This is a genomic window from Mycobacterium ostraviense (genome assembly GCF_002705925.1).
In the GTDB taxonomy this organism is placed as follows: Bacteria; Actinomycetota; Actinomycetes; order Mycobacteriales; family Mycobacteriaceae; genus Mycobacterium; species Mycobacterium ostraviense.
Genome location: NZ_NKRE01000001.1, coordinates 5,890,619 through 5,912,124, shown reverse-complemented (window position 1 = coordinate 5,912,124; position 21,506 = coordinate 5,890,619). Strand labels below are relative to the sequence as shown.

The following is a 21,506-nucleotide window of genomic DNA, read 5'->3' as shown; positions in this document are numbered from 1 at the left end:
GGACCGATGACCGTCTTGCGCCGGCCGAGCTGTTCGGCGACCGCACGCTCGAGCCGGCAATGTCACTGGCCGCTAGACCAGTCTCCGGTGATGGCGGACCATCTCTACTATGGCCGCCGACGCCACCGCGACATGGGGCAAGCGAGACGACATGATCGTGCATGCGGAGCTGCCCTACAACGCTGAGCCGCCGGTCGCGGCGCTGGCCGGCAGCGACATCACCCCGATCGATGCGTTCTATGCCCGCAATCACGGCCCTATTCCCGGTATCGCGCCCACTAATTGGAGCCTGACGGTCAGCGGGTGCGTGGACAAACCGCTGACGCTGACCTATGACCGGCTGATCAACGATTTCCCGTGCCACAGCGTGGTGGGCGACGTTGGCATGTGCGGGTTATCGGCGCGCCGAGTTGCTGCGCGTGCGAGCGATCCCGGGTAAGGAGCCCTGGCAACACGGCGCGATCTCGACCGCACAATGGTATGGCGCGCGCCTGGCCGACGTCCTCGGCGCGGCCGGGACCCACGTCGAAGACGGGCTGCAGGTCGCCTTCGATGCTCCCGACGTGGCCCCGGAGGCCCGGCCCGTCCAGACTTACGGCGGTTCCATCCCGTTGCACAAGGCGATGTCGCCGGAAGTGCTGCTGGCGTGGCAGATGAACTCCGAAACGTTGCCACCTGCCCACGGCGGCCCGGTCCGGGTGGTGGTGCCGGGGTACATCGGCGCCCGCAGTGTCAAGTGGGTCAGTGCGATCACCGTGCAACCCGGCCCGTCGGAGAACTACTTCCAGGCGCATGACTACCGGATCCTGCCCCCCGACGCCGACTCCGCCACCGCAGCTGCGGGAGAAGGCATTCCGCTCTCGACGCTGGCGCTCAACTGCGACATTCTGCACCCCGGCGACGGTGACGTCGTCGCCGCCGGCGCACTGACAATCCGCGGTTACGGCATCGCCGGCGACGGTCGCCGCGTCGCGCGCATCGACATGTCGCTCGACCACGGGCACACCTGGCGGCAAGCCGAGTTGCACCCGGCGCCCGGCACATGGTCATGGCGGTCGTGGTCATCGACTGTCGACGTCGAGCCCGGCCGGCTGCACATCAGCACCCGCGCGTGGGACGACACCGGGACGCTGCAGCCGCAATCGCCGGCGTCCCTGTGGAATCCGGGCGGCTACGGCAACAACGCCTGGGCCAGCGTCGCATGCGCGGTGCGGTAGCGCGGCAACTCGGCACTGGCGTGCCCTCGGCGACCAGCCGGCAAGCCCCTTCTCGATGGCCGCGTCCTGGTTATGCCCGACGTCGACGCCGAACCGTGGCCGACGGTGCTCGACGGGGCCGTTGTCGACTTCGGATGCCCGCCACAACCGGCCAGCGCCATCACGCCCAGCGCGGTCGCCGCTGCGGCCGCTGCCGAAACGATTCTCATTGCATGGCTCCCTCGGATCAGGGCTCTGGCAGCAGCAACATGGCCCGCCCGCGCGCCTCACCGCCGGTCGGCAACATCGCCAAGATCCCCGCGCCCGCGTAGTTGTTGCCGCCGCGGCCGGTCCCTTGCGGCGCCCAGTAGACGGGCTCGGACGCCACTTTGCCTGCTACGCGCCGATATTGGCCGGGATACTGCGTGTCGGCAACGGTGACGACGGGCAAGGCGGCGATGGTGCGCTGCTCCTTCAGCCACATGGCACCGAGCGGGATGCACACGATCGCATACATCAGCACCACCAGAACCAGCACGGGTTTCCAGGCGATTTCCCAGCCGAGGCGACGTTGTGAGATCGGCAGGCCACGCAGTTGCTCGTCGAGCCGGCGGCGGCCGATGCGGAATATGTACCAGGACAACAGGCGCGCCACCGCCATGGAGGCGAGGATGATGAGCCCGACGATCCCGCACGTCCGGAAGTAGAAGGTGCTGTCGCCCTGGTTGACGGTCGCTGCGACCATCACGGCGGGGATGGTGCGGTCAGCAGCAGCAGCAGTGCATTAAGACGGTGGCTGGTGAGGTAGGGATAGGTCACCGTCCAGGCCCGGTTTCCGCCGTAGACGGTGAACGCTCCGATGTCGGCGTGCACCGTGGGCGCCCAGGAGCCCTGTGTGATGCGCGGCTTCACCAGCGAGCGCACGAACAAGAACCCGAAAACGAGCGCCACGACGAGGGCTCCCCAGAACGTCGCGTCGAGCCGCTCGCCGGTGCCGGGCACGCCAAAGGCGCCATGGATGTCGATGACTTTGCCGATGAAGAAGGCCAACGGCATGACGAAGAACAGTTCCTGCAGCCAGACCTGGATCAGTTGCGGAATGCGGGAGCCGATTCGGTCGAAGGCCAGCACGCGTTGCCAAAGGAACCGCAACACGCCCATCACGGGGCACCCTATCTACTCCGGAGGCGGCTCAGTACCGATAGCCGGTACTGGTGCCCAGAATCTCCACCGCCGCATTGATGTTCGGGATGACCGTGGGCCCGTAGCGGCTGACGATCTGACCCAGCGCGCGGGCGACGTGCGGACCGACGGCGCCGGCGGCCAGGATGTCCTCGGCGATGACGATGCCGTTCACCAGGTGCCCGGCGAGCAGCCGGCCGTCGTGGGCAACTTCATAGCGCCAATCACCGATCTGGATTCGCTCCGGGTTCGACCGGAACAGGCCGCGTCGTGCGGGTGTGTGAATCACTCCCGGAAGGTTGGCGAAAACGTTGACCACCAAGGCGACTCCGCCGGGGCCGGCGAGCGCTGCCCCGATGGTCCGGGCCACCTGATCGGCGTCGAAATGGGTCATCAGTTGTCCATGGGCAAGACGAACGACGGCGTGATGGTTTCCCCGCTGCCGGTGCGGCGTACCGCGGTTCCGGCCGTGTAGTACTCCACCGTGTGCAGGCCCCACGCATAGTTGGAGATGGCGAAATGCACGCCCACCACGCCGGTGGCGCCGTCGCGCTCCGCCTCGCTCTGCATGCGCGACATCGCCAGTTCCCGCGCCTGGTAGTTGCCCTGTGTCCACTGCGGCATCTCCATATTGCGGCCGATCTGTTTCAGCGTCTGCATGAACCCCTGCACCGCGATGTGGAACACGCAATTGCCCATCACGAAGGCCACCGGCGTGAACCCCGACCGTAGCAGCGTCACCATGTCCTGCCCGGACAGGTGGCTGGAGAACGCTTGCCCGTTGGGACGCCGAAATGACCCGGGCTTGGCGGTGTAGCGCACCGCCGTGCCGACCGCCATGAACTCCAGATGCTCGCCGCCTTCACCGTGCTGACGCCAGTTGAGCCGGACCCCGACGATCCCGTCCGCCTTGAGCGCATCGGCTTCGGCCTGCATGCGCGCCATCGCATTCCAGCGCGCCCGATAGGTCGCCTCGGTCAGCACGCCCAATTCCTGTTGCTGCCGCATGCCGCTGAACTGGAAGCCGACGTGGTAGACCGAGACACCCATGACCAGCTCGATGGGTTCGAACCCGGCCCCATGCAACAGCGCGAACTCGTTGATCGACAAGTCGGACGTGAATGACTTTTCGGCGTGCGACAAACGATCGCTGGCCACCGGATCGAGCGAACCTGGTTGCATGTGCAGGTGTCCCTTCTGTGGTTTGCGTCAGCGTACGACGAGTCCAGCGCCAGCGTCGGTGATATCCCGCCTCCGGTGCTCACGCGTCGGTCACCGGCATCCTCAGGTGTCGCGGGCGTCGGGCCGTGAGGGCGTTGTGCGGCAAGCGATCTGGCCGGCTGCTCACCGGGACAGGGTGATCGCCTGCTCCGGGCAGTTTTCCGCTCCCGTCACGGCCTGCCGCTCCAGCTCGCCCGAGACGTCCGCGACCCGCACGACGGAGTGTCCGACCTCGTCGGCGTCGAAGACATCCGGCGCCAGGGTGTAGCAGCGTCCGTGCCCGACGCAGCGATCGGCGTCGACCGAGATGTGCGTCATAGCGCGACCGGGAACGTCAGGGGCAACGATTCCACCGACCGCAGGGCGGCGGTGTAAACCAGCTGGGTGCCGGGTTTGATTTCGTAATCCGGGATGCGGCGGTGGAATTCGCGCAACGCCACCCGCAGCTCCATGCGCGCCAGGTGGGAACCGAGGCACCGATGCGGACCGCCGCCGAACGCGCGGTGCCGGTTCGGGTTGCGGGTGAAATCCACTCGTTCCGGATCGGGGAACTCCGCCGGGTCGGTGTTGGCCGCGCCGAGTAACGGGCTGACGCGTTCACCCTTGCGGATCGGACATCCCCCCACCTCGACGTCGTGCATGGCCACCCGGGCGACGCCGGGCACCGGCGTCTCCCAGCGCAACAGCTCCTCGACCGCATGCGGCAGAACGTCGGGCTGCTCGATGAGTTGACGACGATGGTCGGGGTGTCGCGCCAGGTAGACGAAGAAGCAGTCGAGCGAGTCGGTGACCGTGTCCAGGCCCGCGATCAGGAACAGGAAGCAGATGTCGAGCAGCTCCTCGCGGGATAGCGGTTGGCCGGCTAACTCGCCTTTTAGCCCTTCTAGCCCTTCTAGCCCTTTGACGTTGGCCGCGATCATCGCCGACAGCACGTCGTCGCGCGGGTTGGCGATGTGGTCGTCGATAGCCCGGTCGAAGTAGTCGTAGATCTGTTGTGCTACTGCTGCCGAGGCCTCGTGGCGGTCGTCGTAGCCGGTGGAACCCGCGGGACGGATGACGCCGTCCTTCCACTCCAGGAATTTGTCGAGGTCTTCCAGGGGAAGGCCCAGCAGCTGCAGGAAGACGGTGCACGGCAGCGGCACCGCGAACTCGGCATGGAAGTCGCATTCACCGCGGCCGGCGAACCGGTCGATCATCTCGTTCACCAGCGCGGTGACGTGGGGTTCGCGCCGAGCCATCTCCCGCGGAGTGAACAGCGGATCGAGGATACGGCGGTACTTGGCGTGTTCGGGCGGGTCGATTTGCAGCGGGATCAGCGGCCGCAGGTTACCGAGATCGACGGCATCCATGTTGGAGGAGAACAGATCGGTGCGTTTGAGCGCCATCTCGATGTCGGCAAGCCGGCTTAGAACCACCGCCTGCGGCGCCCGGAACACCGGGGTCGACTCCCGCAGCGCCTTGTACATGGGTTGTGGCTCGGCGATGCCGGTCACCGCCTGATCGACATACCCCTCGGTTTCTGTCATGCAGATAGCGTGGCACCGCCGCCGGGAGCGGGGCAATGCCTGCGGCCCCTTTATATTGCAAAAATACGTAACTTACCGATGTTGCGGTTCGGTGCTGCCGCGCTCACCCGAAGTCGGTTCGTGGCGCTGGCCGCCGTGCCGTTTGCGGGCCAGCGAGGTGACACTGCGCAGCGCGCCGCGCAGCGCGTAACCGGCAGCCACCACCGACAGCACGATCAGCAGGATGAACGTCGGCAGCCAGTTGCTGCGGCTGTGGTTGACCTCCCACCAGATGACGGTGAACAGCACCGCGCACAGCAACAGCACGATGTCGCGCCAGTTGCCCTGGTAGGACATTGCGGCTTTGCGCAGCGCGCGACTTCGGTCGGCGGCGTCCACCAGGTCACCGATGCGTTCGTTGATCGTGCGTTCCAGATCGGCGCGTTGCGGGGCGTCGGCGGGAAGCCGATCGAGCAGGTCCATGTCCTGCTTGAGCTGGCCGCGAAAGTCGGTGCCCTTGAATTGCCCAGCCGCAACGGCCAACATGACACCACCGAAGACGGGCGCACTGCCCAATGCGAGCTCTCGTAGACCCGACACCTGTATTCCTCCTCCGGGCCCAGACCGCCACCGTCGGCCGGCTGCGGATTGCCGGGCCAGAAGAGGTGCGGCAACCGTGGCACTGTTGACTGGTCGAGAGCCGTTTACGCGATCCGAGCAGGACTATAGGCGCTGAGGGATCGGTTCACTCGTGTCGGGTGGTGGCCGGTAATCCGGGCCTCTGCCGTTGACGACGGATGTCGCGAATCCCGGTGCGCAGCCCAATTCCCGGCAGCCTGCAAGCTCGGCAGCCGCCGAAAGCCCAAATCACGCTGCCGGCAATGGGTTTGAATTACCGCGGCGCTGAAGCCGGGATTGCCGCAGCCTCTGTCGAGGAGGGCAGAAATCGCTGACGCGCGGTGCTAGCCGCGCGATGAGCGCTGCCGCTAACATCGCATGAATGGCTGAGGCGGGCGTAGCGGGGCGGCGTGCCAACAAGCGCGGCCTTGCGACGCGCGAATGCATGCTCGAGGCTGCGATACGGTCGCTGGCCACCGGCGAACCCGGGGCCGCGTCGGCCAATCGCATCGCCAAGGACAGCGGCGCCACCTGGGGCGCGGTGAAGTACCAGTTCGGCGATATCGACGGGTTGTGGGCCGCGGTTTTGCACCGCACGGCGCAGCGGCGTGGCGAATTGCCGTCGAATGCCGTCTCCGGCGGTCCGCTTCACGAGCGGGTCTCGGTCATCATCAACACCTTGTACGACGGGCTGACCTCGACCGATTCCCGTGCGATCGAGACGCTTCGCCGGGCACTGCCCAACAACCGCGCCGAACTCGAGCGGCACTTTCCCCGAACCGCTGCCGAGCTGGCGTCGTGGCAGCAGAGCTGGTCTGCGGCCTGCCAGAAAGCATTCGCTGATATGGATGTCGATCCCGACCGGGTACGCGAGGTCGCCGCGTTCATCCCGGGAGCGATGCGTGGTATCACCTCCGAAAGGCAGCTGGGTACCTACTCCGACCTCGATCAGGCGCGCCGCGGGTTGACCAATGCTATCGTTGCCTATCTGGAAAACTCTGGGGCACAGTGACTTCCGCGGGAGAGTCCGGAATCGTACGCTTGGTGTGCTGCCGACGGTCAGAACCGACGGACGGGCGAGCAGGCTCGGCCGGTGCACCAGGGTATCTGCGCACCGGTCCGGTGTAACAGGTTGTGGCCGAGCAGGATCGCCGCAGCTGGGACGAGCGGTACAGCAGCCAGGGACCGCCGGAAGTCGGCGCTGTCGGGCCGCCCAGCGCCTTCGGATCTCACGCGGACGTATTCCCAACCGCGGGAAAGGCTCTCGACCTGGCCTGCGGTCAGGGACTGGTCGCTGTCTGGTTGGCCCGCCGCGGCTTGGACGTATGGGGATTGGATATCTCTACGGTGGCGATAGGCCAGGCACGGGATTTGGCCGCGCGTTGCGGGGTCGCCGATCGCTGTCGATTCGACGTTGTCGATCTCGACGCGGGTTTACCGCCCGGGCCACCCGTCGACCTGATCGTCTGCCATAAGTTCCTGGATCGCCGCCTGGACCAGCCGATGATCCAGCGATTGGCACCGGGCGGGTTGCTGGCCATCGCCGTGCTCAGCGAGGTCGGTGCGGCCGCGCGACCGTTCCGCGCCGGGCGCGGCCAGCTCCGGGCGGCGTTTGCCGGACTGGACGTGATTGCCGCTGGGGAAGGCCAAGGGCAGGCCTGGCTGTTGGCGCGCTCCTAGCCGTCCGCCGCCCCGCGGCCGGAACTGCGAAGCACCTGTGTTCGCAGTGACTTCGGCACGTGCATCACAATTCCCGATGCCAGGTGTGGCGGCGCCCGGGAGCATGCCGGGGCTTTTTGCCGAATCCACCGCCAACGATCGAAAACTATGCGAACCTGAACCGATATTGCGCGGAGCAACATCAGGGGGCAGCCATGTCCGAGCTTTTCCCGGCCTACCGGGCTAGTTGGGAAACCGATCAACATCGCGAGCTGCGCAAGTACGCTGCCGAGTTCCTGCTCAAGGAGTCCACTCCCAACCAAGAACGCTGGGCCCGCGACCATCAGGTCGATCGTGAGTATTGGAACAAGCTGGGCGACGCGGGATTGCTCGGGCTGGACCTGCCCGAACGGTTCGGCGGCGCCGGTGGCGATTTCGGGTATTCCGCCGTCTTCGCCGAAGAGCAGGCACTGGCGCACGACACCTCCTCGGGGTGGGCAGTGCACTCACCGATCGCGGCGCACTATCTCAACGCCTACGGCAACGAGGAACAGAAGCAACGCTGGCTGCCCAGAGTTATCAGCGGCGACGCCGTGCTGGCGATCGCGATGACCGAACCCGGTGCCGGTTCCGACCTGCAGGGGATCCGCACCACAGCCGTCCGCGACGGCTCACACTATGTGATCAACGGTTCGAAGACCTTCATTTCCAACGGAACTCACTGTGATCTGCTGATCATCGTCACCAAGACGGATCCGGCGGCCGGTGCGGCAGGGGTTTCCCTGATCGTTGCCGAAACCGACGAGCAGCTGCGCGGTTTCGAACGTGGGCGGGTGCTGGAAAAGATCGGCCAGCATGGCCAGGACACCCGGGAGTTGTTCTTCTCGGATATGCGGGTACCGGTGGCGAACTTGCTCGGCGAAAACGAGGGGCTGGGCTTTTACCAGCTGATGGAGCAGCTGGCCCGCGAGCGACTGGTCATCGCCTCGCAGTGCGCCGGTCTGGCCGAATGCGCGGTGCTGGAGGCGATCCGCTACACCAGGCAGCGAGAGGCGTTCGGGCGCCCGTTGATCCAGTTCCAGCACAGCAGGTTTGAGTTGGCACAGCTCAAGGCCGAGACGCTGTCGATCAAGACCACCGTCGACCACTGCGTGCAGCAGTACATCGACGGTAGCAACGACCCGGCCACGGCGTCGATGGCCAAGCTGATCGCCGCGGACAAGGCGGTCGACATCGTCGATCGGTGCCTGCAGTTCTTCGGCGGCTATGGCTACATGATGGAATACCCCATCGCGCGCGCGTACGCGGCGGCCCGAGTGACCAAGATCTACGGCGGCACAAGCGAAATCATGAAGGAGATCATCAGCCGGTCGCTGTAGGCGCCGCTCGGGTACAGCTGCGTCGGGTACTGTCACCAGCATGCAACGGCGCGTCCTCGAAGCGATCATTTACGAGCGCGAACCACCGATCGCGCGGATCATCCTGAATCGGGTCGACAAGGCCAACACCAAGAATGCGGTCCTGGTCACCGAAGTCGACAACTGCCTGCACGAGGCCGACCGCGATAAAGAGATCAAGGTCGTCATTCTCAAGGCCAACGGCAACGGCTTCTGCGGCGGCCATGTGGCACGCTGGGGTCCGGACGAAAACCCATACCCGGATTTCGGCAATACCTTCGAGGACCTGTACAAGGGCACCGCCGACCTATTCCTGTGGCCCACGCTGTATCTGTGGGAATTCCCCAAGCCGACGATCTCCCAGATCCACGGCTACTGCATGGGCGGCGGCATCTATCTTGGCCTGTTGACCGACTTCTGTGTCGCGTCCGAGGAGGCGTACTTCCAGATGCCGCTCGCCCAAAGCCTTGGCGAGCCCGGCGGGCACACCATGATCGAGCCGTGGTTGCTGATGAATTGGCACCGCACCATGGACTGGCTGCTGCTGGCGCCAACATTGTCGGCGCAGCAAGCCCTCGACTGGGGCCTGCTCAACCGGGTCGTGCCCCGCGAAGACCTGGAAGCCACCGTCGAGGAGATGGCCCGCAAGATCGCCCAGATCCCGCTCACCACGCTGATGGCGGTGAAGAACAACGTCAAGCGAGCCTGGGAGCTGATGGGTATGCGGGTGCACCTGCAGGTCAGCCATATTCTGACCAACATGGTCGGCGCGGCCTCCGATGTTCAGGCCCGCCGTGCCGAGCTGATGCAGTCCGGCCTGAAGCCGCGCGATTTCGTCGACGATTCCGACCTGCCGCCCGCGTGACGCTGCAGTCACATTCGCAGCCGAGCGTGACGATAGCGTCACGCTCGGCCAGCGTGCCGGGCGGCGACGTAGCCGAACACCATCGAGTTGGCGATGCTCGCGCCGGCTCCTGGATACGTGCGTCCCATCACCGTCGCGGTGGTATTGCCGGTGGCGTAGAGGCCCTCGATCACCCGGCCATCCTCGTCGAGAACCTGGGCGTGCTCGTTGGTGAGCACACCGCCGCAAGTCCCGACATCGGCCGGAAATACCCTGGTTGCGTAGTAGGGCCCCCGGCGCAGCGGGCCTAGGGCGGCGTTGGGCCGGTAGCCCGGGTCGCCCAGGCAGATGTTGTACGCCGACTGACCGCGCCCGAAGTCGGGATCAAGCCCCTGGGCCGCAAAGTGGTTGAACCGCTGGATCGTTCGCGTCAGCGCGTCGACGGGCACCCCGATCCGGTGGGCCAGGTCGCCGACGGTGTCACCGCGCTTGACGGCGCCGCTGTCGATGAACTCGGGCGGCAACCGCCGCTTGAGGGGATTGGCGCCCGTGACGTATCGGCGGACGTAGCCGTGGTCGAAGATCATCCAGCACGGCACCGCCTTGGCGGCGTACATCGCCTTGCCGACTTCGACGTAGGAGTTCGACTCGTTGCAGAATCGGCGGCCGGTCGAGTCGACGTAGATGGCGCCCGGCCGTTGCCGTCCGGACCCCAGTGACGCCGCCGCTGCGCCGCCATTGGGAATGAATACCGAAGGGAGCCACCACGCTTCGTCGAGCAGGTCGGTTTTCGCGCCCAGCCGCATGGCCGCCAGCAGCGCCTCCCCGGTGTCGCCGGCATTGGCGATCGACCACTTACCGTCGTTGGGCTGATCGCCGCTGTATTGCCGTCGCATCTCGGCGTTGTGGCCAAAGCCACCGGCGGCCAGCAGGACTCCCTTGCGCGCCTCGATACTCATCGCAACGCCGTCGTGGGTGACGCGTGCCCCGACCACCCGGCCGTCGTCGACGACGAGGTCGTCCATGGCGGCGTTGGTCCACAGCGGCGGCCGGCCGTCGCTGAGGTCGATAAGCGCCTTGAGCAGCTGGCCGATCAATGATGCCCCGTTGGTGAGGATGTGGCGGCCGCGGACCCGCGCGGCGCGGCTGCGCAGAAATACCCGGGCTGCTACCGCGAAGGCGCGTGGCGACCGGTTGAAGTACTGCACCGAGCGCAACTCGTTGGTCAGCACCACGTAGCCGTAGTTCTTGGCCAGCGGCGGCTGCAGCCGGTGGCTCCAGACCCCCAGGGCAGCGGCGTCGAAAGGGATTCCCTCGACGGCACGGCCGGCGGCGTTGCCGCCGTGGTGATTCGGGTAGTAGTCGCTCCAGCCGGCACACCGGATCAGCCGAACCCCTTTGCGAACAAGGAAATCGATCATCTCGTAGCCCGCGGACAGGAACATTTCCCGGCGGGCAGCCGAAGACGCCGGGCCGACGTCGCCGACCACGTCGGCCAGGTAGGCAAGCCCGTCTTCGTAGGTGTCGGCGATGCCCTCGGCCCGCATCAACGGGTTGTTGGGCAGCCAGACGATGCCGCCGGAGAGCCCCGTGGAACCGCCGACCAGGGTTTGCTTTTCGACGATGAGCGGCTCGAGCCCACGGTCGAGTGCGGCCAGCCCCGCCACCATGCCGCCCCCGCCGCTGCCCACGATGAGCAGGTCGACCGATCGGTCCCACCGGGTGCTCACTGTGCCGCCGAAACGCCCGGAGTGAATCCCAGGTCGGCGATCGGCACGTCGATGGTGGTGTTGGTCTGCTGGATCGCGGGCACCAGCGTGTCGTAGGGCAGCCCGGCCAGGAACCCGTCGATGACCCGCTCGAAGTTCGAGATCAGCCCTTCGATCTGGTTCGACAATCGCATGTATTCAAAGCCCTTGGAGTGCAGTCCTTTTTGCTGCCGTGGCAGATTGGAGAAGTCCTGCGCGGGAATCGGCGGCCAGGCCGGGTCGTCGGGCGCCTTGGGTTCCGGCGGGGCGGGCTTGGTGACCTGATCCGGTGGAATCCGGGTGAGCGACCAGATCTCGAACAACGTCTCCTCCGGCCCCAGCGGACGAATCCGGTACGAGGAAGCGCTGCTGTATTGCGGCAACAGGAAGTAATGCGGGAAGCCAAACCCGATCGCGTCGACGATGCCGCGCCGCGCCAACTCATTGAGATCGGGAACATCGCATCCCCGGGCCCGATGCCAGGCGACGACGGCGTCGTTGAGCCTGCCGCGCCAGGCGGTCATCGCCTCGGCGGGATCGTCCGGCAACTCGATGTGCTGCAGGCCTTCGGCGATGCGAATGTCGTTGGCGTGCGTCATGCCACCCATGCCGGCGCCGAGCGTCCGCATGAAATACAGGCTGCTCTGGATGACCGGGTGGGTGCCCGGCGCGGCCGCACCGTGCGCCCACGGCAACAGCTGCGGGTGGGTCTGCGGCACGTGATAGCCCTCCATGAACGCCGCCGTGGCCAGCTTCCAGTTCACCGGCAATCGGCACGACTGCCACCACTCGGTGCGCAGCGATTCGACCTCCCAGGCGTCGTAGATCGAGGCGAACGGCTCCAGGCAGGCACGCAACGCGGGCGCGGCGTCGTCGAGGTTGATCCACGCGCACCCGCCCCACAGTTCGCACCGCACCGACACGAGCTGAAGATCCTGCGGGCACAGGTTGTGCTCGTCGAACACCTCCGGCCGCGCGACATAGGTGTTGCGCCCGTCGATGCCCCAGCACCAGCCGTGGAAGGGGCAGACGAAGGTGCGCCGAGATCCGTTGCCTTCCACCAGCTTTACCCCACGATGCCGGCACGCGTTGTGGTAGGCCCGCACGTCGTCACCGGCTACCCGCACCACGATGATCGACTCGTCCAGGATCTGGTACTCCACGTAGTCGCCCGGCTTGGGGATCTCCTCGAGCCGGCAGGCCATCTGCCAGACGCGCGGCCACAACAGTTCAGTTTCCAGCGCGTAGAACTCGGGGTCGTAGTAGCGCTGCTTGGGAATCCGGTCGGCGGTCTGGACCGCCCACGGCACCGGCAGCGGAGTCCAGTTCACCTCAATGCTCACCATCTGGTTTCTCCCTCACACGATGCTCACACGATCCGCGATGTTCGGCCCTGCCAGTAGCGTTCGCGAATGCGCCGCTTGTAGAGCTTTCCGTTCGGGTCCCGGGGCAGTTCCGCGACGAAGTCGACGCTGCGCGGGCACTTGTAGCAGGCCAGGTCCGCACGGCAGTAGTCGATGAGCTCCGCCTCCAGGTCGGGTCCGGCCACAACAACGTCCACCGGTTGCACCACGGCCTTGACCTCCTCACCGAATTCGTCGTGGGGAACACCGAATACCGCCGCGTCGACCAGCTTGGGGTGCATCACCAGCAGGTTCTCCGCCTCCTGCGGATAGATGTTGACGCCGCCGGAGACAATCATGAACGCCGAGCGGTCGGTGAGGTAGAGGTATCCGTCCTCGTCGACGTAGCCCATGTCGCCCAAGGAGCGCCACCCGCGTTCGTTGCACACCGACGCGGTCTTGACGGGATCCTTGAAGTACTCGAATGGCGGGCCGCCCTCGAAATAGAGCTCGCCACACTGCCCGACGGGCAGCTCACTTCCGTCGTCGCCGACGACATGCACCGGGCTCAAGGGTTTGCCGACCGAGCCCGGGTGAGCCAGCCACTCCTGCGGGCCGATCGTGGTGCCAGCGAATCCCTCAGTCCCTCCGTAGTATTCGTGGATGATGGGTCCGAACCAGTCCATCATCCGGTGCTTGACGTCCACCGGGCAGGGGGCGGCGGCGTGCAGCACGCACTGCAGACTGGAGACGTCGTAGCCGCGCCGTACGTGTTCGGGCAACTTGAGCATCCGCACGAACATTGTCGGCACGAACTGTGCGTGGGTGACCCGGTGCGTTTCGATCAGCCGCAGCACGGTCTCGGCGTCGAACTTGCCCACGATGACGACGGTAGCCCCGACGCGGTGGACCGCCATGGCGTAGTTCACGCCGGCGGCGTGGTAGAGCGGCGCGGGGGACAGGTACACGCTGGCCGGGCTCATCTTGTAGCGCTGGGTCAGCGCCATCTCCAGAACCGCCTGAGCCCAGGAGCCGTTGGCGGTGGGCAGCGGACGGCGCACCGCCTTGGGCCGGCCGGTGGTGCCCGACGAATACAGCATCTCGCTGCCGTCGGATGCCGGGAAATCCGCGCCGGCACCGGCCAGCGCGTCCTGGTAGGAACGCCAGCCGGGTAACCTCCCGCCGACGCAGACCAGAACCTCGGGCCGCGGGTTGCGTTCGGCCAGCTTGCCCCCCAGATCGGCAAAAGCCGAGTCGACGAACACCGCCCGGGCCTCGCAATCGTCGACGATGTAGGCCACCTCGTCAACGGTGAGGTGGGTGTTCACCGGCGTGTAGTACAGCCCGGAAAGCTGGCAACCCCAAATGATTTCGAGAAACTCCGGGCGGTTGGCCAGCAGGAGAGCCACCCCGTCGCCCCGCCTGAGCCCCGCCTGGTGCAGCAGCGCGGCGACCCGTCGGCTCCGGGCGTGCAACTGCGCGTAGCAGATGGCCGGCCCGTCACCCACGATGAGTGCCGGAGCGGCGCTGCCGACGTGGTCGGTCAGGTTCATCGGCGTAACATCCTGCGCCCAAAGGCATTACGTCGCCGGGGCACCGTCGGTCGACTCGGCCGCCGCCGCCTGGCGGCGCGCCATCTCCGCGGGCTTGATCTTGCCCTTCAGCACCTGCTGCACCAAAGCCTGCACGTCGGCGCTGATCGACGCCAACGCCACCAGGTCGTTGGAGCTTTGCCAATGCACCCGCATGCCCATCAACTCCCAGGCGCGTTTGATGTTGGCCTTGGTGGCCAACAGCGTGGTCAGCGGAGCCTGCGCGATGTGCCGGGCGATCGCGTCCACCCGGGCGTCGAGTTGATCGCGGGGGACCACCTCGTTGACCAGACCCACCGCCAACGCCTTCTGCGCGTCGATGACTTCGTTCAGGTACAGGTAATACGACGCCCGCCGCCAATTCATGAACACCCATGGCTCGATCGAGCATTCGCCCGACGGCATGCCGAACCCCTGCAGCGGCGGGTACTGGAAGTAGGCGTCCTCGGCGGCGATCACGATATCGGTGGTCAGCCCGTAATGGGTGCCTCCGCCGACGCAGTAGCCGTGCACCTGGGCGATGGTCGGTTTGGCGAACTCCCACAGGTTGAGCACCGGCTTGACGAACAGGTCGGATTGCGGCTTCCACGGCGTACCCATGACCTTGGCGCCCTCGACGAACGCCGGATAATCGACCGCGTTGTTGCCGATGGCGTGTCCCGAGCAGAACCCCTTGCCGTTGGCCTTGAGGATCAGCACCTTGATGTCGTAGTCGCGGTCCGCGTCGGCCAGCGCGGCGTCGACTTCCTCGGCGAGTTTCTGGTCCTGAGCATTCGCCTTCTCCGGCCAGTTCAGCGTGACCCGCGCTATCGCGCCGGTCTTCTCGTAGATAATGCGTTCGCGAGTTTCCTTGAGGTCCATACCTTCTCCTGAATCATGAGGTGATGACGCCGATCGGCACGCCGATGTCGTAGGTTCCACCGGCTGCTGCGGTCCACTGCACGACGCCGGACGCGCCGGCCTCGATCTCCTGTTCGGCCTTCTCGGTTGCGATGACGTAGATCGGGGTGCCCTCCTCGACATGCTGGCCGCTGTCGACGAGAAGTTCGACGAGTTCGGCTTCGGATACCGCGACCGAGACGCGCGGGATGCGAATGACGAAGTCAGCCATGCACTCTCGTCCTGTCCAGGGTTCGCTGTGCGGCCGCGACGATCCGGGCCGGTGAGGGATACACCTGTGCCTCCAGCGCCGCGGCGGCCGGGTTGGGGACGAACCGGGCGCCGACCCGCTCGACGGGCGCGACGAGTTCGCCGAACAATTCCGATTGCAGTATCGCGGCGATCTCCGCGCCGGGCCCGCCGAATTGCACCGCGTCGTGCACCACGACGGCTCTTGTTGTGCGACGCGCGGATTCGACGACGGTCTCGGCGTCGAGTGGCACCAGGGTGCGCAGGTCGACAACCTCGGCGCTGACCCCCTGTTCCTGCAGCCTGGCGGCCGCCGCGAGCGCGTCGTACACGCTGCGCCCGTAACTGATCAGACTGACGTCGGTGCCGGTGCGCTTGATATCGGCCTGGCCCAACGGGATCGAGAAGCCCGGGTCGACGGGGACGGGTCCGCGTTTGCCTTGCAGACGGATCGTTTCGACGAACAGGCAGGGGTCCTCGTCGAAGATCGCGGCGGTCAGCAGGCCCTTGCCGTCGCGCGGGGTGGACGGCACGATCACTTTCATCCCGGGGATGTGCATGAACCACGCTTCCAACGTCTGCGAATGCGTGGCGCCGGTGCCCAATCCGGCGTACACCTGGGTGCGCACGGTGATTGGCGCGGTGGTGCGTCCGCCCGTCATGAAGCGCAGCTTGGCGGCATGGTTGATCAACTGGTCGGCGGCGATGCCGATGAAATCCATGATCATGATCTCGGCTACCGGCAGCATTCCGTCGATCGCCGCGCCGATCGCCGCGCCCACGATGGCGGCCTCCGAGATCGGGGTGTCCACCACCCGGTCGTGGCCGTACTTCGTCGACAGGCCCGCGGTGGGCCCGGACGCGCCGGGATCGGCGATGTCCTCACCGAGCAGCAACACCCGGTCGTCGGCCTGTAGCGCCTGATCCAGTGCGAGGTTGAGCGCCTCGCGCATCGTCATCTCTTGTTCGGCCATCCGCCACGTCCTCACACCGGGAACCCGACCGGCGTGGCGTACACGTCACGTTCGAGTTCGTCGACGGACGGTGAATCAGCTTTCAACACGGCACTCAACGCGGTTTCCACGGTATGCAGCGCGGCGTTGTCGATGCCGCTAAGCTCGTCCGGGCCGCAGATTCCGGCTTCGAGGAGGTGGTTGCGGAACCGTGGCACCGGGTCGGCCGCCATGGCCGCCGCCAGCTGATCGGGCGGTATGTAGCGCATTCGGTCACCGAAGTAGTGACCGCGGAAGCGAAACGTCACGCACTCGATGAAGGTGGGACCGCCACCGCCGCGGGCGGTGTGCACCGCGTCGTCGAGGGCAGACTTGACCGCCAGCGGATCGTTGCCATCGACCGTGACACCCGGCATGCCGTAACCGGCGGCCCGGTCCGCGACGTGTTGGAGCTTCATGGTGGCGGACGTGGGTGTCATCTCGGCGTAGAGGTTGTTCTGGCACACGAACACCAACGGCAGGTCCCAGAGCGCGGCCATGTTGGCCGCCTCGTGGAAGGAGCCGGTGTTGGTGGCGCCGTCGCCGAAGCTGACCACCGTGACCCGGTCCAGGCCCTTGCGCTTACCGGCCAGCGCCAGCCCGACGGCCACCGGCGGCCCGGCGCCGACGATGCCGGTCGAAAGCATCACGCCCACTGCAGGATTGGCGATGTGCATGGTGCCGCCCTTGCCGCGGCTCGCGCCGACCGTGCGCCCCATCATCTCCCCGAAGATCTCCGTCAGCGGCACCCCCTTGCCGATCAGATCGTGCAGCCCACGGTAGGTGGTCACCAGCTGATCGTCGGTCCGCAGCACCACACCCATCGCCGCGGCGATGGCCTCCTGGCCACGAGACGGCCAGTACACGCAGATGAGCTCCCCGGTGCCGATGCCCTTGGCGAGCCGGTCATCGACCGCCTTCATCAGCACCATCAGCTCATAAAGGCGTCGTAAATCAACGGAACTGTCGGGGTTCACGGTGTCCCTCCAATTCCCATGTGCCACAGCTTAATTGATCTCATCGCCGTCACCCGCCGGACCACGGCTTGACCTTGAGGAAGCCGCCGCCGTCCACCCGTAGCTGTTGGCCGGTGACGTAGCGGGCCGCGTCGGAGGCGAGGAACAGCACGGCCTCGCTGATGTCCTCGGGTTCGACATAGGGGATCGGCATCGCTTGAACTACCGGGAAAACCGGTTCGGCGTCCTCACGGGTGGGGTTCTTCAGGTCCGGCCGGAAAGCCCGGTACATGGGGGCGCTGTGCAACATGTCGGTGTTGACATTGGTCGGGTGTACCGCGTTCATCCGGATGAAGTGGGGCGCCAATGCCAGGGCGAAGTCGTTGACATAATGCGCGGCAGCGATTTTCGCGAAGGCGTACCCGGCTCCGCCGGGGCCGCCGTCGATGCCGGTGGTGTTCATCGACGACATGAACGCCGCGTTGGAGCCGATCACGATGATCGACGCGCCCGCCTTCAGATGTTTGAGGCTGGCGTGCACCAGGTTGAGCACCCCGACCAGGTCCACGTCCACGGCGTCGGCGAAGGCCTGTGGTGGCAGGCCGGCCGTCAGTGGGCAGATGCCGGCGTTGGCAACCACGATGTCGAGATGGCCCAACTCGGACACCGCGTTGTCGATCGCTGTCGCCAACACCGCACGGTCGCGCACGTCGGCGATCGCGGTGATGACCCGCCGGCCTTCCCTTTCCACCAGACGTGCGGTCTCGGCGAGGTCCTCGGGCCGGGCCAGCGGGTACTCGTTCGTCTCGATATCGGCGCACAGGTCCACGGCGATGATGTCGGCGCCCTCGGCGGCGAGCAACCGTGCGTGCGAGCGGCCCTGTCCGCGGGCAGCGCCACTGATGATCGCTGCCTTACCGGCTACCCGGCCCGCTGTTCGGCTCATCACCACCCCTGTCCGCGTACTGGAACCTGGTGGTTCCCATCGCATCTCTTCCGAAAGAACCGCGCATGCCTGCAGCCGGGATATCGCCATCCGCTACGCTAGCTAGAATATCTAAAATAGCAAGGAATAGCTGCGGCGGCCGAGGGGATTGCGATGGCAGGGGTGCTCAACGGTGTCCGGGTTGTCGAGCTGGCGTCGTGGACCTACGTACCGTCGGCCGGTGCCGCCCTGTCGGATTGGGGCGCCGACGTGATCAAGGTGGAGGGCGTCGCGGCGGGCGATCCCGGCCGGGCATTGGTGGTGGGGGGCTTCACCCGTGAAGCGGCCCGGGTCGACGCCGACTTCATTCTCGAGTTGGGTAACCGCGGCAAACGCAGCATCGCGATCGACGTCAAATCCGAAACCGGGCGTGAGCTGTTCGGCCGCCTGCTGGCCAGTGCCGATGTGTTTCTGACCAATTGGCTGCCCAGCGCCCTCGAGCGGGCCCGGCTGACCGTCGAGGACATTCGCTCCTTCAATCCCACGATCATCATCGCCAGAGGAACGGGACTGGGCGTGCGCGGCCCGGATCGCGATCGCGGTGGTTTCGATGCCGCCACCTACCTGGCCCGTGGCGGGGTGGCATACACGCTCACACCCTTCGGCAGCGAGACGCCCGCGGTGCAGGGGCCGGCGTTCGGCGACCTGCAGGGCGGGGCGACACTCGCCGGTGGGGTGTGCGCGGCGTTGTTCCATCGGGAACGCACCGGGGAGCCCTGCATTGTCGATTCGTCGCTGCTGGCTCAGGCGATGTGGGCCATCGCGCCGTCGATTTCGGCGGCTGACTTCTTCGACATCGACGGCATTCCCGGCGCCCCGCCCGGGTTGGCCATCAATCCGCTGGTCAACCGGTACAAGACCAAGGACTGCAGGTGGATCCAGCTGGTGTTCTTACAACCCGACAAATACTGGGCCGGCTTTTGCCGGCGGATGGGACTTGCCCAGCTGGCCGCCGACGAGCGGTTCGTGCCGTCGAGCAACCTCATTGCCAATGCGGCCGAGGCCACCGAGATCTTCGCCACCGCGTTTGCCGGCCACGATCTCGCACACTGGCAGAAGGTGCTCGAGGACGAACCGGGCGTGTGGGCGGCCCTGGCGACGCCGCGGGAAACCCTCAATGATCCGCAGGTGGAACCCAACGGGTACGTGGTGACCAACGTCGACGACCATGGCGAGCCATATCGGATCGTGGCCGCGCCGGTTCAGTTCAACGAAACCCCGCCGGATCCCGCGCGTGCCCCAGAGCACGGGCAGCACACCGAGGAAATTCTGCTCGAGCTCGATGTGGACTGGGACGATATCGCAAAGGCCAAGGACCTCAACGCGATTCTATGAGGCCGGCCGGCTAACGGGCCGCGGCTGCCTGCGGGCGACGATCTTGGCGCGCACCGTATCCATGTCCAGCGATTTCACCTGGGTGATCAAATTCTCCAGCGCCGCCGGTGGCATCGCCCCGGCCTGACTGTAGACCAGCACCCCGTCGCGGAACGCCATGATGGTCGGAATTGAGCGGATACCCGCCGCGGCGGCCAGTTCGGGCTCGGCCTGGGTGTCGACCTTGGCGTGCACCACGTCGGGATGGGTCCGCGCTGACCGCTCGTAGATCGGGGCGAACGCCTGGCACGGGCGGCAGTAGGACGCCCAAAAGTCAACCAGCACAAGTGGATTGCCGGTAACCGTGGACTCGAACGTGTCGTGGGTAAGATTGACGGTGGCCATGTCGGTCCTTCCATCCCGGAAATACTGGCCTAAGGAACAAATACCCACGGGGGTATATTCCGGCCCTGTCAGCGGTGGCTATTCATACCCCCCGGGGTACTATGGTGGATAAGACCGATGAGACGGGAGGATCCACCGTGATTGGTGATCAAGACAGCATGGCTGCGGTACTGAACCGGCTGCGGCGCGCCCAAGGGCAGCTTGCCGGAGTGATTTCGATGATCGAGCAGGGCCGCGACTGCAAAGACGTGGTTACCCAGCTGGCGGCGGTGTCGCGGGCGCTCGACCGGGCCGGGTTCAAGATTGTGGCCACCGGCCTACGGGAATGCATCACCGGAGCCCGGTCCGACGGCGCCGCGCCGTTGAGCGAAGCCGAGTTGGAGAAACTTTTCCTGGCACTGGCCTGAACAGAGTTCCGAAAGAGTCCGACAAAAAATAAGGAGATATTGGTGATGGATATTGCATTGTCGACCACGTTGCACACCGGCTTCGACGAGGCGGTCAAGCGCACCCGCGAGGCGCTGGCCCAGCAAGGCTTTGGCGTCTTGACCGAGATCGACGTGAAGGCAACCCTGAAAGCCAAACTCGACGAGGACATGGAGAACTACCTGATCCTCGGCGCCTGCAATCCGCCGCTGGCGCACCGCGCAATCGAGGCGACCCGCCAGATCGGCACCCTGCTGCCCTGCAATGTCGTGGTGCGATCGGACCCCGAACAGGCCGGCACCGTCGTCATCGAAGCGATGAACCCGCGGCTGTTGGCCGACGTCACCGGTGAACCGAAGCTTGCCCCGATCGCCGATGAAGTCACCGGCCGGATCCAAGCCGTCATCGACGAGCTGCAACGTTCGGATGCCGCGACCGAAAGGTCATAGGTGAAATCGGTCCGGTCCCACCCATACGCAGGGTGTAATGACGGTTATGTCAGATGAACACCATCATCAGGTCCTCGAAGATCTGCGGCCGCAACACCGGGCGCTTCGGAATCAGATTCCGGACGTCTACAAGGGATTTGCGGCCCTGAGCGGCGCCGCGCTCACCGACGGCGCCCTCAGCCGTAAGGTCAAGGAACTCATGGCGATGGCGATCGGGGTGGTACAGGGGTGCGACGGCTGCATCGCCTCCCACGCGCAGGCCGCGGCCCGCGCCGGTGCCACGGCCGAGGAAGCCGCCGAGGCGATCGGTGTCACCATCCTCATGCATGGGGGACCGGCCACCATCTACGGCGCTCGGGCCTACACCGCGTTCTGCGAATTCGCCGAGACCAAGCCGTCCTGAGCCAAGCAGCCGGCGGCAGCCGCGAGATCGCTGAAACATTCCGGGGCCATCCGGCGAAACATCGGTAGGTCTCCCGGAAATGCGGGGTGTGCTGACCCGATGGCGATACCCTTTGCCGAGGGTTGATGGCGACCGGGCGACCG

At 66.1% G+C, this 21,506-nt stretch carries 25 protein-coding genes and 1 pseudogene; 9 read left to right on the top strand and 17 right to left on the bottom strand.

What is annotated here, in order from left to right; translation table 11 throughout:
• Positions 1-109: 109 nt before the first annotated feature.
• Positions 110-1,217 (top strand): annotated as a pseudogene (locus tag CDN38_RS27520) (sulfite oxidase).
• Here the strand turns inward: CDN38_RS27520 and CDN38_RS29080 are convergent.
• From CDN38_RS29080 to CDN38_RS27490, 8 genes are all read right to left on the bottom strand, one after another.
• Entirely contained in the window at positions 1,172-1,426 is a 255-nt protein-coding gene (locus tag CDN38_RS29080; protein ID WP_142361342.1) for a hypothetical protein, read from the bottom strand. The pseudogene CDN38_RS27520 and the gene CDN38_RS29080 overlap by 46 nt on opposite strands.
• Positions 1,427-1,443: 17 nt before the next feature.
• On the bottom strand, positions 1,444-1,944 hold the full coding sequence (locus tag CDN38_RS29800) for a hypothetical protein (RefSeq protein ID WP_180276397.1): 501 nt from the start codon (positions 1,942-1,944) through the stop codon (positions 1,444-1,446).
• Positions 1,941-2,357, bottom strand: coding sequence for a hypothetical protein (locus CDN38_RS29795; RefSeq protein WP_180276396.1), 417 nt, complete (start codon positions 2,355-2,357; stop codon positions 1,941-1,943). Before CDN38_RS29795 ends, CDN38_RS29800 begins: the two co-directional genes overlap by 4 nt.
• Before the next feature lie 31 nt (positions 2,358-2,388).
• On the bottom strand, positions 2,389-2,772 hold the full coding sequence (locus tag CDN38_RS27510) for a DUF5073 family protein (RefSeq protein WP_075511494.1): 384 nt from the start codon (positions 2,770-2,772) through the stop codon (positions 2,389-2,391).
• The gene (locus tag CDN38_RS27505; protein ID WP_075511495.1) at positions 2,772-3,560 is read right to left on the bottom strand and encodes a heavy metal-binding domain-containing protein; all 789 of its coding nucleotides are present in this window, start codon (positions 3,558-3,560) and stop codon (positions 2,772-2,774) included. The genes CDN38_RS27510 and CDN38_RS27505 overlap by 1 nt, the downstream gene beginning before the upstream one ends.
• Positions 3,561-3,722: 162 nt before the next feature.
• A complete protein-coding gene (locus tag CDN38_RS27500; RefSeq protein WP_075511496.1) occupies positions 3,723-3,917 on the bottom strand; it encodes a ferredoxin in 195 nt (64 codons plus the stop codon).
• Positions 3,914-5,125 (bottom strand): cytochrome P450, encoded by a 1,212-nt coding sequence (locus tag CDN38_RS27495; protein ID WP_075511497.1) that lies wholly within the window; start codon positions 5,123-5,125, stop codon positions 3,914-3,916. The genes CDN38_RS27500 and CDN38_RS27495 overlap by 4 nt, the downstream gene beginning before the upstream one ends.
• Positions 5,126-5,197: 72 nt before the next feature.
• Positions 5,198-5,710, bottom strand: a complete 513-nt coding sequence (locus tag CDN38_RS27490; protein WP_075511498.1) for a hypothetical protein — start codon at positions 5,708-5,710, stop codon at positions 5,198-5,200.
• 394 nt (positions 5,711-6,104) lie between these two features.
• On the opposite strand from CDN38_RS27490, the gene CDN38_RS27485 reads away from it, so the two are divergent.
• The 4 genes from CDN38_RS27485 to CDN38_RS27470 all read left to right on the top strand — a co-directional run bounded on the left by CDN38_RS27485 (position 6,105) and on the right by CDN38_RS27470 (position 9,643).
• A complete protein-coding gene (locus CDN38_RS27485; protein ID WP_099319292.1) occupies positions 6,105-6,734 on the top strand; it encodes a TetR/AcrR family transcriptional regulator in 630 nt (209 codons plus the stop codon).
• 122 nt (positions 6,735-6,856) lie between these two features.
• Positions 6,857-7,402, top strand: a complete 546-nt coding sequence (locus CDN38_RS27480; protein WP_075511499.1) for a class I SAM-dependent methyltransferase — start codon at positions 6,857-6,859, stop codon at positions 7,400-7,402.
• Between the two features lie 194 nt (positions 7,403-7,596).
• A complete protein-coding gene (locus CDN38_RS27475) occupies positions 7,597-8,760 on the top strand; it encodes an acyl-CoA dehydrogenase family protein (protein ID WP_075511500.1) in 1,164 nt (387 codons plus the stop codon).
• Positions 8,761-8,800: 40 nt separating this feature from the next.
• Entirely contained in the window at positions 8,801-9,643 is an 843-nt protein-coding gene (locus CDN38_RS27470) for an enoyl-CoA hydratase-related protein (protein WP_075511501.1), read from the top strand.
• A gap of 38 nt (positions 9,644-9,681) precedes the next feature.
• Here the strand turns inward: CDN38_RS27470 and CDN38_RS27465 are convergent, their stop codons facing one another.
• The 8 genes from CDN38_RS27465 to CDN38_RS27430 all read right to left on the bottom strand — a co-directional run bounded on the left by CDN38_RS27465 (position 9,682) and on the right by CDN38_RS27430 (position 18,327).
• A complete protein-coding gene (locus tag CDN38_RS27465) occupies positions 9,682-11,352 on the bottom strand; it encodes an FAD-binding protein (RefSeq protein ID WP_075511502.1) in 1,671 nt (556 codons plus the stop codon).
• Entirely contained in the window at positions 11,349-12,716 is a 1,368-nt protein-coding gene (locus tag CDN38_RS27460) for an aromatic ring-hydroxylating oxygenase subunit alpha (protein WP_075511503.1), read from the bottom strand. Before CDN38_RS27460 ends, CDN38_RS27465 begins: the two co-directional genes overlap by 4 nt.
• Positions 12,717-12,739: 23 nt before the next feature.
• Positions 12,740-14,266, bottom strand: coding sequence for an acyl-CoA synthetase (locus tag CDN38_RS27455; protein WP_075511504.1), 1,527 nt, complete (start codon positions 14,264-14,266; stop codon positions 12,740-12,742).
• Between the two features lie 27 nt (positions 14,267-14,293).
• Positions 14,294-15,166: an enoyl-CoA hydratase-related protein gene (locus CDN38_RS27450; RefSeq protein WP_075511505.1), complete on the bottom strand. Its 873-nt coding sequence runs from the start codon at positions 15,164-15,166 to the stop codon at positions 14,294-14,296.
• Positions 15,167-15,179: 13 nt separating this feature from the next.
• A complete protein-coding gene (locus CDN38_RS27445; RefSeq protein WP_063471491.1) occupies positions 15,180-15,416 on the bottom strand; it encodes a biotin/lipoyl-containing protein in 237 nt (78 codons plus the stop codon).
• Positions 15,409-16,407: an alpha-ketoacid dehydrogenase subunit beta gene (locus CDN38_RS27440; protein ID WP_075511506.1), complete on the bottom strand. Its 999-nt coding sequence runs from the start codon at positions 16,405-16,407 to the stop codon at positions 15,409-15,411. Before CDN38_RS27440 ends, CDN38_RS27445 begins: the two co-directional genes overlap by 8 nt.
• Before the next feature lie 11 nt (positions 16,408-16,418).
• The gene (locus tag CDN38_RS27435) at positions 16,419-17,357 is read right to left on the bottom strand and encodes a thiamine pyrophosphate-dependent dehydrogenase E1 component subunit alpha (protein ID WP_082277208.1); all 939 of its coding nucleotides are present in this window, start codon (positions 17,355-17,357) and stop codon (positions 16,419-16,421) included.
• 94 nt (positions 17,358-17,451) lie between these two features.
• Positions 17,452-18,327 carry a mycofactocin-coupled SDR family oxidoreductase gene (locus CDN38_RS27430; RefSeq protein WP_075511508.1) on the bottom strand — a complete coding sequence of 292 codons (876 nt, stop codon included), beginning with the start codon at positions 18,325-18,327 and terminating at the stop codon, positions 17,452-17,454.
• Positions 18,328-18,480: 153 nt separating this feature from the next.
• Between CDN38_RS27430 and CDN38_RS27425 the strand changes: the two genes are divergently transcribed.
• The gene (locus tag CDN38_RS27425) at positions 18,481-19,701 is read left to right on the top strand and encodes a CaiB/BaiF CoA transferase family protein (protein ID WP_075511509.1); all 1,221 of its coding nucleotides are present in this window, start codon (positions 18,481-18,483) and stop codon (positions 19,699-19,701) included.
• On the opposite strand, the gene CDN38_RS27420 is transcribed toward CDN38_RS27425, so the two are convergent.
• Positions 19,696-20,085 (bottom strand): thioredoxin family protein, encoded by a 390-nt coding sequence (locus CDN38_RS27420; protein ID WP_075511510.1) that lies wholly within the window; start codon positions 20,083-20,085, stop codon positions 19,696-19,698. The genes CDN38_RS27425 and CDN38_RS27420 overlap by 6 nt on opposite strands.
• A gap of 137 nt (positions 20,086-20,222) precedes the next feature.
• Between CDN38_RS27420 and CDN38_RS27415 the strand changes: the two genes are divergently transcribed.
• The 3 genes from CDN38_RS27415 to CDN38_RS27405 are packed head-to-tail and all read left to right on the top strand — an operon-like array spanning position 20,223 to position 21,363.
• Positions 20,223-20,492, top strand: a complete 270-nt coding sequence (locus CDN38_RS27415) for a metal-sensitive transcriptional regulator (RefSeq protein ID WP_036418942.1) — start codon at positions 20,223-20,225, stop codon at positions 20,490-20,492.
• A 45-nt stretch (positions 20,493-20,537) separates the two neighbouring features.
• Positions 20,538-20,960 (top strand): DUF302 domain-containing protein, encoded by a 423-nt coding sequence (locus tag CDN38_RS27410; RefSeq protein ID WP_075511511.1) that lies wholly within the window; start codon positions 20,538-20,540, stop codon positions 20,958-20,960.
• Between the two features lie 46 nt (positions 20,961-21,006).
• On the top strand, positions 21,007-21,363 hold the full coding sequence (locus CDN38_RS27405) for a carboxymuconolactone decarboxylase family protein (protein ID WP_036418944.1): 357 nt from the start codon (positions 21,007-21,009) through the stop codon (positions 21,361-21,363).
• Positions 21,364-21,506: the final 143 nt, after the last annotated feature.

Excerpts from the sequence above, each read along its gene's own strand:
- CDN38_RS29080 (WP_142361342.1), bottom strand. The coding sequence starts at position 1,426 with ATGAGAATCGTTTCGGCAGCGGCCGCAGCGGCGACCGCGCTGGGCGTG.
- CDN38_RS29795 (WP_180276396.1), bottom strand. The coding sequence starts at position 2,357 with ATGGGCGTGTTGCGGTTCCTTTGGCAACGCGTGCTGGCCTTCGACCGA.
- CDN38_RS27510 (WP_075511494.1), bottom strand. The coding sequence starts at position 2,772 with ATGACCCATTTCGACGCCGATCAGGTGGCCCGGACCATCGGGGCAGCG.
- CDN38_RS27505 (WP_075511495.1), bottom strand. The coding sequence starts at position 3,560 with ATGCAACCAGGTTCGCTCGATCCGGTGGCCAGCGATCGTTTGTCGCAC.
- CDN38_RS27500 (WP_075511496.1), bottom strand. The coding sequence starts at position 3,917 with ATGACGCACATCTCGGTCGACGCCGATCGCTGCGTCGGGCACGGACGC.
- CDN38_RS27495 (WP_075511497.1), bottom strand. The coding sequence starts at position 5,125 with ATGACAGAAACCGAGGGGTATGTCGATCAGGCGGTGACCGGCATCGCC.
- CDN38_RS27485 (WP_099319292.1), top strand. The coding sequence starts at position 6,105 with ATGGCTGAGGCGGGCGTAGCGGGGCGGCGTGCCAACAAGCGCGGCCTT.
- CDN38_RS27475 (WP_075511500.1), top strand. The coding sequence starts at position 7,597 with ATGTCCGAGCTTTTCCCGGCCTACCGGGCTAGTTGGGAAACCGATCAA.
- CDN38_RS27470 (WP_075511501.1), top strand. The coding sequence starts at position 8,801 with ATGCAACGGCGCGTCCTCGAAGCGATCATTTACGAGCGCGAACCACCG.
- CDN38_RS27460 (WP_075511503.1), bottom strand. The coding sequence starts at position 12,716 with ATGGTGAGCATTGAGGTGAACTGGACTCCGCTGCCGGTGCCGTGGGCG.
- CDN38_RS27455 (WP_075511504.1), bottom strand. The coding sequence starts at position 14,266 with ATGAACCTGACCGACCACGTCGGCAGCGCCGCTCCGGCACTCATCGTG.
- CDN38_RS27450 (WP_075511505.1), bottom strand. The coding sequence starts at position 15,166 with ATGGACCTCAAGGAAACTCGCGAACGCATTATCTACGAGAAGACCGGC.
- CDN38_RS27445 (WP_063471491.1), bottom strand. The coding sequence starts at position 15,416 with ATGGCTGACTTCGTCATTCGCATCCCGCGCGTCTCGGTCGCGGTATCC.
- CDN38_RS27440 (WP_075511506.1), bottom strand. The coding sequence starts at position 16,407 with ATGGCCGAACAAGAGATGACGATGCGCGAGGCGCTCAACCTCGCACTG.
- CDN38_RS27435 (WP_082277208.1), bottom strand. The coding sequence starts at position 17,357 with ATGGTGCTGATGAAGGCGGTCGATGACCGGCTCGCCAAGGGCATCGGC.
- CDN38_RS27430 (WP_075511508.1), bottom strand. The coding sequence starts at position 18,327 with ATGAGCCGAACAGCGGGCCGGGTAGCCGGTAAGGCAGCGATCATCAGT.
- CDN38_RS27425 (WP_075511509.1), top strand. The coding sequence starts at position 18,481 with ATGGCAGGGGTGCTCAACGGTGTCCGGGTTGTCGAGCTGGCGTCGTGG.
- CDN38_RS27420 (WP_075511510.1), bottom strand. The coding sequence starts at position 20,085 with ATGGCCACCGTCAATCTTACCCACGACACGTTCGAGTCCACGGTTACC.
- CDN38_RS27410 (WP_075511511.1), top strand. The coding sequence starts at position 20,538 with ATGGATATTGCATTGTCGACCACGTTGCACACCGGCTTCGACGAGGCG.
- CDN38_RS27405 (WP_036418944.1), top strand. The coding sequence starts at position 21,007 with ATGTCAGATGAACACCATCATCAGGTCCTCGAAGATCTGCGGCCGCAA.